This is a genomic window from Cupriavidus pauculus (assembly GCF_002858765.1).
In the GTDB taxonomy this organism is placed as follows: Bacteria; Pseudomonadota; Gammaproteobacteria; order Burkholderiales; family Burkholderiaceae; genus Cupriavidus; species Cupriavidus pauculus_B.
On record NZ_PJRP01000001.1, the window covers coordinates 549,842 to 563,636 of the forward strand.

Consider the following 13,795-nt stretch of genomic DNA (forward strand, 5'->3'; position numbering starts at 1 on the left):
AACCTCCGCCGGCCGCCTTTCAGAGGATCGGACGATCAGACCGGATTGGCCCAGGCCACACGTGTGGCCTGCTGCAGGCATTCCTTGATGGTGGCGATCTGGGTGGCGATGGGGGCGGGCACCGGCTCCGCGCCATCGAGCACCTTGCGGATCCAGGCCGCCGTGTCGGCCACATCGGTGCCGGCCGGCAGCGCCGGCACTTCGGCGATGGAACCGCCCACCGGGTCAACCATCGTGCGCTGATGGCCATCGTGCAGCCAGTCGATGCGCGTGCTGCGGCGGGCATCGGCCACGACTTCGCCCTCGGTGCCACGGCCCAGCAGCACGTTGGCCGGCTCGTGCGAGAAATAGTCGGTCAGCGTTTCGCGGTACTCGGGGTGGGTGTAGCTGTACAGGCGCAGGGCTTCGGCCGGCGTGTGGGCGCCCACCGGCTGCAGCATCTTGACGATGGTGTGCGACGAATTGCGCAGGCCGATGATGGCGCGCTTGTCGAGCAGGGTGGACAGCGCGGGCGACAGCACGTCGATGGGCAACACGGCCAGCGGGTTCGATGCCGCGCGCAGTTGGTCCTGCGCCGACTGGGTGGTGGCGCACAGCGGCACGCCCAGTGCGTCGAACAGGGCCAGGCTGGTGACGCGGCCCTGAAACCCGCGCACGCCATGCACCAGCGTGGGCACGCCATCGCGCGCCAGCAGCATTGCCAGTAGCGGCACCAGATTGGGCTGCTTGCGCGCGCCGTTGTAGCTGGGGATCACCACCACGGGCTTGTCCGGCGGCGCCGCCAGCGGCTGGCAATGCTGGTGCGCGGCCTCCAGCATGCCGGCCAGTTCGTGCGGGGCCTCACCCTTGATGCGGTACGCCATCAGCACGGCGCCCAGTTCGATATCGGAAATGCGGCCCGCCAGCATGGCGTCGAACAACGCCTGGGCATCCTCGCGCGGCAGCGCGCGGGCGCCGTTGACGCCGCGGCCAATTTCCTTGATGTACTTTGCCGCCGAAAATGGCGAATCTGCTGCAGTGGTCATGATGACTGCCGGAATCGTGGGGGTGGGGTTCATGATAGCCCCACGATTCCGCCGGCGAAAGGCTCAGGCGGCCTCTTGCAGCGCCGGGTTGCGCTGCTTGCGGTACAGGAAATCCAGCACGGCCGTCCGGCGGGCGTGGTAGGTCTTGTCGTCGGCCAGCGCCACGCGGTCACGCGGGCGCGGGATATCGACGCTCAGGACCTCGCCGATCGTCGCCGCCGGGCCATTGGTCATCATGACGATGCGGTCGGCCAGCAGCACTGCCTCGTCCACGTCGTGCGTGACCATGACGACGGTGCTCTTCGTGCGCGCCACGATCTTGATCAGTTCGTCCTGCAGATGGGCGCGGGTCAGCGCATCGAGCGCGCCGAACGGCTCGTCCATCAGCAGCACCTTGGGCTGCATCGCCAGCGCCCGGGCAATGCCCACGCGCTGCTTCATGCCGCCCGAAATCTCGTGTGGATACTTGCTTTCGGCGTGGGTCAGGCCCACCAGCGCCAGCGTGTCGTGCGTGCGGGCCTTTAGCTGTGCCTTGTTCTCCGCCGCGCCAAACACCCGCTCCACGCCCAGGTGGACGTTCTCGAAGCACGTCAGCCACGGCAGCAGTGAATGGTTCTGGAAGACCACGGCGCGCTCCGGCCCGGGGCCGGCGATCTCGCGCCCGGCGCAAATCAGCGCGCCGGTGGTTGGCGTGGTCAGGCCGGCGATCAGGTTCAGCAGCGTGGACTTGCCGCAGCCCGAATGCCCGATCAGCGTGATGAACTCGCCTTCGGCAATCGACAGGTTGATGTCGCGCAATGCCACGAACGGGCCCTTGCGCGTCTTGAACGTCTGGCCGACGTTTTCGATGCTGACGAATTTTTCCATGACGGGGCTCCGATCAGGTGTTGCCGTAGCTGAAGCGGCGCGCCAGGGCCAGCAGCAGGTGCTCCAGCACCAGGCCCACCGCGCCGATGATGAAGATGGCGATGACGATGTGCTCGACCTTCAGGTTGTTCCACTCGTCCCACAGCCAGAAGCCGATGCCCGTGCCGCCGGTCAGCATCTCGGCGGCCACGATCACCAGCCACGCGGTGCCGATGGACAGCCGCACGCCGGTCAGCATGTACGGCAGCACGGCCGGGAACAGCACGCTGCGGAAGATCTTCCATTCGGACAGGTCGAGCACGCGGGCCACGTTCAGGTAATCCTGCGGCACGCGGGTCACGCCCACTGCCGTGTTGATGATCATTGGCCAGATCGAGCAGATGAAGATGGCCCAAATCGCGGCCGGATTGGCCGCCTTGAACAGCAGCAGGCCGATGGGCAGCCAGGCCAGCGGCGACACCGGCCGCAGCAGGCTGATGACCGGCGCCGCCATCGCGTTCAGGAACGCGAAGCGCCCCAGCAGGAAGCCGGCCGGGATGCCGACCACTGCCGCCAGGCCGAAGCCCGCCGCCACGCGCGCCAGCGACGCCAGAATGTTCCAGCCAACGCCCTGGTCGTTCGGCCCGTTGCGATAGAACGGATCGGCAAACAGCGGCACGGCGGCATTCCACGTGGCACCCGGTGTGGGCAGCGCCGGGATCAGCGTGGCGATACCGTGCCAGACCAGCAGGAACAGCACGAAGCCGGCCAGCGGCGGCACGCACTTGAGCACGACGCCGGCAACGGCCTCGCGCCGCGCGGCCTGCTTCGCCTGGGCGGCAATCTCCTGGGCGCGGCGGCGCGTATGTTCCTTGGCTTCCGTATCGAGGACATCGGCATCCATGGCGGCTCCTTGCGGAGAGGTGGGGGTAACGGCAGGGGCGATGGCATTCACGGCAGGCTCCTTTCCAAAGGGCGATCAGGTCGCGAAGAACGCGTGGGGGATCAGAGCGCGCCGGCCTTGATCTTGAAGCCGTCGGCGTATGCCTTCGGGTCCTTGGTGGCGTCCCAGGTCACGCCGTCGATCAGCTTTGCGGTGCGGAAGTCGCTCTTGGGCAGCGGCACCTGCGCGGCAGCCGCGGCCTGCTTGAACACGTCGATGCGGTTCACCTGCCTGGCCACGGCCAGGTAGTCGGGGTGGTCCTTCAGCAGGCCCCAGCGCTTCTGCTGCGTCAGGAACCACATGCCGTCGGACAGGAACGGGTAGTTGGCCAGCCCGTCCTGGTAGAACTTCATCGAATCGGGGTCGTCCCAGGTCTTGCCCAGGCCATTGGTGTAGCGGCCCAGCATGCGGTCCAGGATGATGTCCATGTCGGTGTTGACGTAGGACTTGGCCGCGATGGTCTCGGCGGTCTTGCGGCGGTTCGAGGCCGATGCGTCGATGAACTTCGACGCCTCCAGGATGGCCGCCACCATCGCGCGGGCCGTGTTCGGATTTTTCTGGACGAAATCCGATGTGGTGCCGAGCACCTTCTCGGGGTGGTCCTTCCAGATGGCCTGGGTGGTTTCGGCCGTGAAGCCGATCTTGTCGGCGATGGCGCGGGCGCCCCACGGTTCGCCCACGCAGTAGCCGTCCATGTTGCCCACGCGCATGTTGGCCACCATCTGCGGCGGCGGCACGGTAATGGCCTTGGCGTCCTGCATCGGATTGATGCCGTTGGCGGCCAGCCAGTAGTAGAGCCACATGGCGTGCGTGCCGGTGGGGAAGGTCTGCGCGAACACGTATTCGCGCTTTTCTCGGGTCATCAGCGCCTTCAGCGTGGCGCCATCCTTGACGCCCTTTTCGGCCAGCTTCTGCGACAGCGTGATGGCCTGGCCGTTGTGGTTCAGGTTCATCAGCACCGCCATGTCCTTCTTGGGCCCGCCGATGCCGAGCTGCACGCCGTAGATCAGCCCGTACAGCACGTGCGCGGCATCGAGCTCGCCGTTGACCAGCTTGTCGCGCACGGCCGCCCACGACGCTTCCTTGCTCGGGGTGATCTTGATGCCGTACTTCTTGTCCAGCCCCAGCGTCGACGCCATGACCACCGACGCGCAGTCGGTCAGGGGGATGAAGCCGATCTTGACCTCGGCCTTCTCGGGCGCGTCGGAGCCGGCTGCCCAGGCGCCGCTGCGCACCAGCGGGTCGACCAGCGTCATCACGCTGGCGCCGGCAATGGTGGCCAGCGCGCGGCGGCGGCCGTGGCTGGCGGGCGCGCGGTCGGCGGCGGCGTTGTCGGCGACGTTGGGCTTGGCAATCTTGAGGCGAGAGGGCATTGCGATGGCTCCGAGAAGAAAAAAGGCGTCCCGACCGCAGCCCCAGGATTCGCCAGAAGCCGGAGGGTGCGGTGCAGGACGCCGTTGTCCGATGCCGCGCGCGCCGTCGTTGGCGCGCGGGCATGCATGTTGTGAGTGATGCCGGTGATGCCGGTGATGCTGGGTGATGCCGGCCGTCGTTGGCCTTGCCAGCGATAACGCAAGCGCCGTGCCATGCTCGTTGCGGTGCACAAAACCGTATGGCCAGCGGCGCTTTTCACCAAGCGGAGGCGCCGCGCATGGCGACGGTGCACGCGGCGCCGGCCTGCGCGGACCGGCGGGGCGGACGGGCAGCTCGAAATCGTGCGGGAAGGGGCGGGAACGGGGCGGCCGGCGGGAGTGGTGCAGCCTTGGGTGGGCAGGCGGCGGGAGTGGTGCAGCGCCAGGCCCGTGCATGCACCGGGCTGGCGTGAGGATGGCGCCAGGGTGGCGTGCGGGTCCGAGGGGGGTGTGAGAGGGGTCTGAGAGGGGTCTGAGAGGGGGCCGAAGGCGGGCGTCGCAGGGGAGGGCGGGCGTCGCGGACGTCAGCCCATCACGTCGATCACGCGCTGGGCGGCTTCCACGAGCTTGATGCCGCGCTCCATCGCCATCGACCGCAGGCGCTTGTAGGCGTCGTCCTCGGTGATGCCGCGCGACTCCATCAGCAGCCCCTTGGCGCGTTCCACGGTCTTGCGCTCGGCCAGCTTGAGCTTGGTGGCATCCAGTTCGGCGCGCAGCTGCTGGTCGAGCTCGAACCGCGCATAGGCCACGTCCAGCACGGTCTTGACGCGCTCGGCGCGCAGGCCGTCGACGATATACGCAGTGATGCCGGCCGACAGCGCGGCCTTGATGCGCAGGGCGTCGTCGTTATCCGTAAACAGCACGATCGGGCGCGGGGCGTGCTGGGTGGAGACGCAGACATGCTCGATGGTGTCGCGGGCGGCCGATTCGGACGCGATGATCACCAGGTCAGGCAGCGTGGCCGCGATGACGTCGGGCAGCCGCAGGTCGGCGTCGACGGTCTGCACCGTCGTGAAGCCGGCCTGCGCCAATCCGGCGCGGATTGTCTCCACATTGAGCGGATCGGCGTCGTGCGGGTCGCGCACCAGCAGGATGCTCAGGGTGCGGGAGCCTGCGGCCGGCGGTGGACTGACAGGGGGGGGCGAGGTGCGGCGGTTCATGGCGGTCGCTTGGTTGCAGTGCAATATGCAAGATTCGCGCCGGGGTTGCTTCCACTGTATGCCACCGTACGCCGGGTGTATGCTTTGCCCCTGCCGCGCCCCCGATTTCCGAAACCGGGGCACGCCGAATGCACTGGCGCGGCATTCCATCAAAAAGAGAAAGCAGGAGAGTTTGAATGACCGAGTTCGTATTCGCCCCGCAGGCCCCCGTCGGGGTGCCGGTCCGTGGCAGCAGCGCAAGCTTCCCCGTGCGCCGGGTGTATTGCGTGGGCCGCAATTATGCCGCGCATGCGCGTGAAATGGGCTCGGATCCCGACCGCGAACCGCCGTTCTTCTTCTGCAAGCCGTCTGACGCGGTCAGCTACGTGGCCGATAACACCGAAGGCACGTTCCCGTACCCCCCGGGCACCGGCAACTGCCACTACGAGGTGGAACTGGTCGTGGCCATGGGCACGGGCGGTAAGGACATCCCCGTGGAACAGGCCGCCAGCCACGTCTACGGCTACGCCATCGGCCTGGACATGACGCGCCGCGACCTGCAGAACGAGTCGAAGAAGACCGGCCGCCCCTGGGAAACCGGCAAGGCGTTCGACAAGTCGGCGCCGATCGGCCCGATCGTGCCGGTGTCCGCCATCGGTCACCCGGAAAAGGGCGCCGTGACGCTGGCCGTGAACGGCGTGGAAAAGCAGCGCGGCGACCTGTCGGACCTGATCTGGTCGGTGCCCGAAATGGTGTCGTACCTGTCGAAGCTGTTTGAACTGCAGCCTGGCGACCTGATCTACAGCGGCACGCCCGAAGGTGTGGGCCCGGTGGTCAAGGGCGACGTCATGCAGTGCCACGTGGCCGGCGTGGGCGACCTGACCATCAAGGTGGTCTGACGCCATGCTCGCGCTCCACAGCTACTTCCGCAGCTCGGCCTCGTTCCGCGTACGCATCGCCCTGAACCTGAAGGGCCTGCCTTACGACTACAAGGGCGTGCATCTGCTCAAGGAAGGCGGCATGCAGCTGAAGCCCGAGTACCGCGCGCTGAACGCCGACGGCGTGGTGCCGACGCTGGTGGTCGACGGCCGTCCGCTGATCCAGTCGATGGCCATCATCGAGTACCTCGACGATACCCATCCCGAGCCCGCGCTGCTGCCGAAAGACCCGTTCGAGCGCGCCGTGGTGCGCGGCCTGGCCCAGGAAATCGCCTGCGAGATCCATCCGCTGAACAACCTGCGCGTGCTGAAGTACCTGAAGCACGAGCTCAAGGTGTCTGAGGAAGCCAAGGACGCCTGGTACCGACACTGGATCGAGCAGGGGTTTGCGTCGCTGGAGGTGAACCTGCGGCAACTGGGCCGTGTGGGCTGCTACGCGTTTGGCGATACGCCGACGCTGGTGGACCTGTGTCTGGTGCCGCAGGTGTTCAATTCCCAGCGGTTCAACGTGGACCTGACCCCGTTCCCGACCATCTCGCAGATCCACGCCAACTGCATGGAACTGGACGCGTTCCAGAAGACCGCACCGGGCGTGCAGCCGGATAGCGAGTAGACACGGCAGGCGGTGCCTGGCCAGAAAGCAAAAACCCCGGCGTCAAAGCCGGGGTTTTTCTTTGGGCGTGTCGCCCTTTGCGAGGGCCAGCCGGGGCGCTTACCCCAGCAGCGCTTCCGCAAACTCCTCGGCGCTGAACGGCTGCAGGTCTTCCACCTTCTCGCCCACGCCGATGAAGTACACCGGCACCGGGCGCTGGCGGGCGATGGCGGCAAGGATGCCGCCCTTGGCCGTGCCGTCGAGCTTGGTCACGATCAGGCCGGTCAGGCCCAGCGCGTCGTCGAAGGCGCGGGTTTGCGCCAGGGCGTTCTGGCCCGTGTCGGCGTCGATGACCAGCAGGCACTCGTGCGGGGCCGTGGGCATGGCCTTGCCGATCACGCGCTTGACCTTCTTGAGTTCTTCCATCAGGTGCAGCTGCGTGGGCAGGCGGCCGGCGGTGTCGGCCATCACGATGTCGATCTTGCGGGCGCGGGCGGCATTCACGGCGTCGAAGATCACGGCGGCCGGGTCGCCACTTTCCTGGGCCACCACGGTCACGTTGTTACGCTCGCCCCAGATGGTCAGCTGTTCGCGCGCGGCGGCGCGGAACGTGTCGCCGGCGGCCAGCAGTACCGACTGGTGGTAGCTCTGGAAGTGCTTGCAGAGCTTGCCGATGCTGGTGGTCTTGCCCGCGCCGTTCACGCCGGCGATCATCATGACCATCGGCTGTTCGCGGCCCAGCTCCATGGTCTTTTCCAGCGGCTTGAGCAGCTGCACCAGCAGGTCCTTCAGCGCCGCCTTGACGCCGTCGGCCGTCTCGATGCGATCGCTCTTGACGCGGCGGCGCAGTTCGCCCAGCAGGTATTCGGTGGCCTCGACGCCGGCATCCGACATCAGTAGCGCGGTTTCCAGCTCCTCGAACAGGGCCTCGTCCACCTTCACGCCGACAAACAGCACGCCGATGTTGCGGCTGGTCTTCGACAGGCCGGCCTTCAGGCGCGACATCCAGCCGCGCTTGGCCTCGGCGGTTTGCGCGGGCGGTGGCACCAGTTCCATTTCCTCGACCACGGGCGGTTCGTAGGCAACCGGAGCAGGCGGGGGCGGCGGTACCTGGGCCGGCACGGGCACGGGGACCGGTACGGGCGCCGGGGTGGGCGCAGGGACAGGCGCTGGCGTTGAAACGGGAGCCGGCGCGGGAACGGGAGCCGGCGCTGGGACCGGCACCGGCACGGGGACAGGCACCGGCGCGGGTGCCGGAGCCGGGGTCGGGGCGGGAATCGGTGCGGGCGCGGGGGCCGGCGCGGGCGCGGGTGCGGGCGAAGGTGCAGCCGCCGGCGGCTCGACGGACGCGGGAGCCGGCTCGGCCTTGCGCTTCTTCCAGAAACTAAACATTGGGAAAGGGGTCAATACCCCGGTAGAATCAATCGCCAAAATTCTAGCAGACGGGGTCGCATGAACCATTGCGCTGACTTGTCCGGAGCGGGCGCCGCCCGCATTGCATCGCCGTCCACCGGCACCGCCCGATTCTCGCGGCGCCTTCTATCCACCCTGATCGTCGCTTCGCTGGCCGGCCCGCTGGCCGGCACCGCCTGGGCGCAGGCCAGGGGCGAGACCGCCAGGGCGACTACCCCGCAGGGGCCGCCTTCAGGCATGGCCACGGCCGGCCAGGTGGGCCAGACGGAGGCCGGCACCACGGAATTCCGGCTGTCCAACGGCATGCGCGTGATCGTCAAGGAAGACCATCGCGCGCCCACGGTGGCGCACCAGATCTACTACCGGGCGGGCGGCAGCGACGAAGTCAGCGGCACCACCGGCGTGGCCCACATGCTCGAACACATGATGTTCAAGGGCACGCCCAAGGTGCCGATCGGCGAGTTCTCGCGGCAGATCGCCTTGCTGGGCGGCCGCGAGAATGCGCTGACCAACCGCGACTTCACGCTCTACTACCAGCAGATCGCCAAGCAGTACCTGCCGAAGATGATGGAGCTCGAGGCCGACCGCATGGCCAACCTCATCATCAAGAAGGAAGAGTTCGACCGCGAGATGAAGGTGGTGATGGAAGAGCGCCGCCTGCGGACCGACGATTCCCCGCGCGGCAAGGTCTACGAACAGCTGCTGGCCACGGTCTACACGGCCATGCCGTACCGGCATCCGGTGATCGGCTGGATGGACGACCTGGTCAACATGCGCGTGGAAGACGTGCAGGACTGGTACAAGACCTGGTACGTGCCGAACAACGCGCTGCTGGTGGTCACGGGCGACGTGAAGGCCGACGAGGTGCGGGCGATGGCCGAGCGCTACTACGGCAAGCTCAAGGCGCGCCCGCTGCCGCTTCGCAAGACGCAACTGGAAGCGGCCCAGCAGGGCATCAAGCGGATCTGGGTCAAGGCGCCGGCCGAGAACCCGTACATCGTGCTGGCCTACAAGGTGCCGCGCCTGTATGACGTGGAAAAGGACGTCGATCCGTACGCGCTGGAGGTGCTGTCGGCCGTGCTGAATGGCTACGATAACGCCCGCCTGACGCGCGAACTGGTGCGCGAGCAGCGACTGGCCGACGACGTCAACGTGGGCTACGACAGCATCAACCGCAACGAATCGCTGTTCGTGCTCGACGGCACGCCCGCCAGCGGCCACACCACCGAGGAAATCGAGAAGGCGCTGCGCGAGGAACTGCAGCGCATCGCGAAGAACGGGGTGTCCGAGGAAGAGCTCAAGCGGGTCAAGGCGCAGGTCGTGGCCGGACAGATCTACAAGCGCGATTCGGTGTTCGGGCAGGGCATGGAAATCGGCGTGGCCGAGATCTCGAACATCTCGTGGCGCCAGATCGACCGCATGCTCGACAAGATCAAGGAAGTCACCCCGGCCCAGGTGCAGGCGGTTGCCGCCAAGTATTTCAGCGACGACAACCTGACCGTGGCCACGCTGCTGCCGCAGCCGATCGACCCCAACAAGCCCAAGACAGCCGCCCCCGAAGGGCTGCGTCACTGAGGACAGCGTCCAAGGAGAAACAATGTCCCTGTCCGTCATGACGATTGCGTCCCCGCGAGTGTTGCGCCGCCTGGCCGGCGCCGCTTGCGGGGCGGCCGCGCTGCTGGCCGGTTCCGTTGCCCAGGCCGCCATTCCCATCGAAAGCTGGACGGCATCCACCGGCGCCAAGGTGTTTTTCGTGCCGAGCCCGTCGATCCCGATGCTCGACGTCAATATCGACTTCGACGCCGGCAGCCGCTATGACCCGCCCGGCAAGTCCGGCCTGGCCACGCTGACCGCGGCGCTGCTCGACAAGGGCGCCAACGCGCAGGATGGCCAGCCCGCGCGCAACGAGGCGCAGGTTGCCGACGCCTTTGCCGATACCGGCGCCGATTTTGGCGGCGCTGCCGGCGGCGACCGGGGCGGCATCGGCTTGCGTACGCTGACGGCGCCGTCGGAACGTGAGCAGTCACTGCGGCTGGCCGGGCAGCTGATCAAGGCGCCGGCCTATCCCGACGCTGTGGTGGCCCGCGAGAAGCAGCGCCTGATTACCGCCATCCGCGAGGGGGATACCCGCCCCGGCGTGATCGCCGACAAGACGCTGTCGAAGGCGATCTACCCCACCCATCCATATGGCGTTTCGGCCACACCGGAATCGGTGGGTTCGATCACGCGCGATGACCTGCTGAAGTTCTGGCGCGACAACTACACGGCCAAGCGTGCGGTCGTGACCTTGATCGGTGCCATCGACCGCAAGCAGGCCGAGCAGATTGCCGAAGACCTGACGCGTGGCCTGCCCGAGGGCACTGCGGCGCCGAAGCTGCCCGACGTGCAAATGACGATTCCGGCCAGCGAGAAGCGCATTCGGCACCCGGCGCAGCAAGCCAGCGTGGCCATTGGCGCGCCGGCCATCGCGCGCGGCGACCCCGATTACTTTGCGCTGCTGGTGGGCAACTACGTGCTGGGCGGCGGTGGCTTCAGCTCGCGCCTGACCGATCAGGTGCGCGAGAAGCGTGGGCTCACCTATGGCGTGGACAGCTATTTCGCGCCGTCCAAGCAGCCGGGGCCGTTCAGCATCACGCTGCAGACCAAGAAGGAAAACACCAACGAGGCGCTGGGGCTGGTACGTCAGATCCTGGCCCAGTATGTGGCCCAGGGCCCGACCGATGCCGAACTGAAGGCCGCCAAGGACAACCTGGTCAACGGCTTCCCGCTGCGTATCGACAGCAACCGCAAGCTGCTGACCAATGTGGCCAACATTGGCTGGTACGGCCTGCCGCTTAACTATCTGGATACGTGGACCGCGCAGATCAACAAGGTCACGCGCGATCAGGTGCGTGCCGCCTTCCAGCGCCACGTCCATCCGGACGCCATGGCCACGGTCATCGTCGGCGGCCCGGAAAAGTGATTCTTCGGCCTGGTTGTGGGGCAGCACACGCCGTGGCACTGTGCCGGGGCTTGGCAGGCTCTACAATCACGGCATGAATCCGCAATCCCGACCTTCGCCCGCACCGCGCGGGCGAACTTCTCTGTCCCGCCAGGCACCGACCCAGGTGCGCATCATCGGCGGTCGCTGGAAACGTTCGCTGCTGCCGGTGCTGGAAGCCGAAGGGTTGCGCCCCACGCCTGACCGTGTCCGGGAAACCCTGTTCAACTGGCTGGGCCAGGACCTGACCGGCCTGGTTTGTCTGGACCTGTTCGCTGGATCGGGCGCGCTGGGATTCGAGGCCGCATCGCGCGGCGCGGCGGCGGTGACGATGGTCGAAGCCAATCCCCGCGTGGCCAAGCAGCTGCGCGACAACCAGTACAAGCTCGACGCGTCGCAGGTGCGGGTCGTCCAGGCCGACGCCTTCGCGGCGGCGGCGCAGATGCCGGCCAGCGGCTTTGACGTGGTCTTCCTGGATCCGCCGTTTGCCGAGGACTGGATCGGCCCCGCGCTGGAGCACGCGGCGCGCCTGACACGGCCGGGCGGCGTGGTCTATGTCGAGTCGGACAAGGCGCTGATCGGTGCAGATGCACCGGTGCCGGCCTCGCTGGAGATCATCCGCCAGGCGCGCGCCGGCGCCGTGCATTTTCACCTGCTGCAGCACCGCGCCGGCAACGGGGCGGACTAGGAACCAGCGTCGTCGGATGACGCGGGTCATATGACGACTGCCAGGCGGTTTGCCGCGCCGGGCAAGCGTTTGCGGGCCTGCTGCAATGCGGCAAAAAGCCGTCCGGGCGGACTTCCAAAAGCTGCGTTTGGGGTTACACTACGCCGCTGTTGTTTGTCCAACGCCCGTCACGCAGGCAGTATTCGAGAGCGGCCCCGGTATCGCGGGCCGGCAACGGGCAGCCCCAAAGGAGGAAACATGGTCGTCGCCGTCTATCCCGGTACTTTTGATCCCATGACCCGGGGACACGAGGATCTCGTCCGTCGTGCGTCGAATATCTTCGACGAACTCGTGGTCGGCGTGGCGCACAGCCCCAACAAGCGCCCGTTCTTCTCGCTCGAAGAGCGTATCGGCATTGCCCGTGAAGTGCTGGGCCACTATCCGAACGTCCGGGTCGAAGGCTTTTCGGGCCTGCTCAAGGATTTCGTGCGAAAGAACAGCGCGCGCGTGATCGTAAGGGGCCTGCGCGCGGTGTCGGACTTCGAGTATGAATTCCAGATGGCCGGCATGAACCGCTATCTGCTGCCCGATGTCGAGACGATGTTCCTGACGCCGTCGGACCAGTACCAGTTCATCTCCGGCACGTTCGTACGCGAGATCGCCGTGCTCGGTGGCGATGTCAGCAAGTTTGTCTTCCCCTCCGTGGAGCGCTGGCTTCAGGAGAAGATCGGCAAACCGGAATAAAATACGGGCTTCGATTCCGCCGACGTGGCCAGTCCGGGCGCGGGTGGGGTCGCTGGAAGGAACCATCATGGCGCTACTGATCACCGACGACTGCATCAATTGCGACGTTTGTGAACCCGAGTGCCCGAACGAAGCCATCTCGATGGGGCCCGAGATCTATGAGATCGACCCCAACAAGTGCACCGAATGCGTCGGCCACTTCGATGAACCGCAATGCCAGCAGGTCTGTCCTGTGGCCTGCATTCCGAAGGATCCGAACCGCATCGAATCGCACGAGGTGCTGATGCAACGCTACCGGCTGCTCACAGCGGCCAAGCATGCGGCCTGAAGCCGGAGACACATCCGGCCACTTCGTTCCGGCCCCACAAAGCAGACAAGCAGAAACGAAAAACCCCGCACGACCGCAAGGCCGGCGGGGTTTTTTCATGGCGACGTGCCGTGCGTGGCCTAGCGGCCGGTATGCAGCTCCATCATCGCGCGCTCGCTCTCGCCACGCGCCAGAACGCCGAGCGGGCCCATGCAGCGGTCGATCGCTTCGTCGATGGCCTGCTGTTCTTCCTTGCGTGGCGGTTTCAGCACAAAATTCACCACATCCTCGCGTCCGCCGGCTGAAGCGCCCGGGGCGTTGCGTGGATGGCCCACGCCCAGGCGCAGGCGCCAGTAGTCCTGCGTGGTCAGGTGGGCGGAGATATCCTTCAGGCCATTGTGGCCACCCGAGCCGCCACCGCGCTTGAGCTTGACCGAGCCTGCCGGCAGGTCCATCTCGTCGTGCGCCACCACGATCTCGTCGGGCAGTATCTTGTAAAAGCGCGCCAGCGACACCACGGACAGGCCCGAGCGGTTCATGAACGTGGACGGCTTGAGCAGCCAGATGTCCTGGTCCCACAGCCGTGCGCGGCCGGCCAGGCCGTGGAAGCGGCCTTCCACGCGCAGCGTGGTGCCGCCCACACGGGCGAGCTGGTCGACCAGCCAGAAACCGGCGTTATGGCGCGTGGCCTCGTATTCCGCCCCGGGATTGCCGAGGCCGACGATGAGCTTGATCATGGGCTGAAGAAAGCGAAAAAGCAGGCGTGAAAGGATACGCGAAAACGGCGTA

At 66.8% G+C, this 13,795-nt stretch carries 14 protein-coding genes; 7 read left to right on the forward strand and 7 right to left on the reverse strand.

All coding sequences use genetic code 11. The annotated features are described in order from the left end of the window. Positions 1 to 35: 35 nt before the first annotated feature. From ybiB to CYJ10_RS02525, 5 genes are all read right to left on the reverse strand, one after another. Positions 36 to 1,025, reverse strand: coding sequence for a DNA-binding protein YbiB (ybiB, locus tag CYJ10_RS02505; protein ID WP_101680389.1), 990 nt, complete (start codon positions 1,023 to 1,025; stop codon positions 36 to 38). A gap of 63 nt (positions 1,026 to 1,088) precedes the next feature. After that, on the reverse strand, positions 1,089 to 1,892 hold the full coding sequence (locus CYJ10_RS02510; RefSeq protein ID WP_101679975.1) for an ABC transporter ATP-binding protein: 804 nt from the start codon (positions 1,890 to 1,892) through the stop codon (positions 1,089 to 1,091). 13 nt (positions 1,893 to 1,905) lie between these two features. Further along, positions 1,906 to 2,775: a nitrate ABC transporter permease gene (gene ntrB / locus CYJ10_RS02515; protein ID WP_101679976.1), complete on the reverse strand. Its 870-nt coding sequence runs from the start codon at positions 2,773 to 2,775 to the stop codon at positions 1,906 to 1,908. Positions 2,776 to 2,876: 101 nt separating this feature from the next. Next, positions 2,877 to 4,187 (reverse strand): CmpA/NrtA family ABC transporter substrate-binding protein, encoded by a 1,311-nt coding sequence (locus CYJ10_RS02520; protein ID WP_101679977.1) that lies wholly within the window; start codon positions 4,185 to 4,187, stop codon positions 2,877 to 2,879. Between the two features lie 563 nt (positions 4,188 to 4,750). Beyond that, positions 4,751 to 5,386, reverse strand: a complete 636-nt coding sequence (locus CYJ10_RS02525) for an ANTAR domain-containing response regulator (protein ID WP_101679978.1) — start codon at positions 5,384 to 5,386, stop codon at positions 4,751 to 4,753. 176 nt (positions 5,387 to 5,562) lie between these two features. On the opposite strand from CYJ10_RS02525, the gene CYJ10_RS02530 reads away from it, so the two are divergent. Both CYJ10_RS02530 and maiA read left to right on the forward strand, forming a co-directional pair. Beyond that, entirely contained in the window at positions 5,563 to 6,264 is a 702-nt protein-coding gene (locus CYJ10_RS02530) for a fumarylacetoacetate hydrolase family protein (protein ID WP_101679979.1), read from the forward strand. Between the two features lie 4 nt (positions 6,265 to 6,268). After that, a complete protein-coding gene (maiA, locus tag CYJ10_RS02535; RefSeq protein WP_101679980.1) occupies positions 6,269 to 6,916 on the forward strand; it encodes a maleylacetoacetate isomerase in 648 nt (215 codons plus the stop codon). Positions 6,917 to 7,015: 99 nt separating this feature from the next. Here the strand turns inward: maiA and ftsY are convergent, their stop codons facing one another. Beyond that, positions 7,016 to 8,287, reverse strand: coding sequence for a signal recognition particle-docking protein FtsY (ftsY, locus tag CYJ10_RS02540; RefSeq protein WP_101679981.1), 1,272 nt, complete (start codon positions 8,285 to 8,287; stop codon positions 7,016 to 7,018). A gap of 60 nt (positions 8,288 to 8,347) precedes the next feature. Between ftsY and CYJ10_RS02545 the strand changes: the two genes are divergently transcribed. The 5 genes from CYJ10_RS02545 (at position 8,348) to CYJ10_RS02565 (ending at position 13,027) form a co-directional block, all read left to right on the forward strand. After that, positions 8,348 to 9,883: a M16 family metallopeptidase gene (locus CYJ10_RS02545; RefSeq protein WP_101679982.1), complete on the forward strand. Its 1,536-nt coding sequence runs from the start codon at positions 8,348 to 8,350 to the stop codon at positions 9,881 to 9,883. A gap of 22 nt (positions 9,884 to 9,905) precedes the next feature. Continuing rightward, positions 9,906 to 11,270 (forward strand): M16 family metallopeptidase, encoded by a 1,365-nt coding sequence (locus CYJ10_RS02550; protein ID WP_101679983.1) that lies wholly within the window; start codon positions 9,906 to 9,908, stop codon positions 11,268 to 11,270. A 73-nt stretch (positions 11,271 to 11,343) separates the two neighbouring features. Beyond that, positions 11,344 to 11,976, forward strand: a complete 633-nt coding sequence (rsmD, locus tag CYJ10_RS02555; RefSeq protein ID WP_180862825.1) for a 16S rRNA (guanine(966)-N(2))-methyltransferase RsmD — start codon at positions 11,344 to 11,346, stop codon at positions 11,974 to 11,976. A 237-nt stretch (positions 11,977 to 12,213) separates the two neighbouring features. Beyond that, on the forward strand, positions 12,214 to 12,699 hold the full coding sequence (gene coaD / locus CYJ10_RS02560; RefSeq protein WP_101679985.1) for a pantetheine-phosphate adenylyltransferase: 486 nt from the start codon (positions 12,214 to 12,216) through the stop codon (positions 12,697 to 12,699). A 67-nt stretch (positions 12,700 to 12,766) separates the two neighbouring features. Next, on the forward strand, positions 12,767 to 13,027 hold the full coding sequence (locus CYJ10_RS02565; RefSeq protein WP_101679986.1) for a YfhL family 4Fe-4S dicluster ferredoxin: 261 nt from the start codon (positions 12,767 to 12,769) through the stop codon (positions 13,025 to 13,027). A 119-nt stretch (positions 13,028 to 13,146) separates the two neighbouring features. Here CYJ10_RS02565 and pth read toward each other — a convergent pair whose 3' ends face one another. Beyond that, positions 13,147 to 13,743, reverse strand: coding sequence for an aminoacyl-tRNA hydrolase (gene pth / locus CYJ10_RS02570; protein ID WP_101680390.1), 597 nt, complete (start codon positions 13,741 to 13,743; stop codon positions 13,147 to 13,149). Positions 13,744 to 13,795 lie beyond the last annotated feature (52 nt).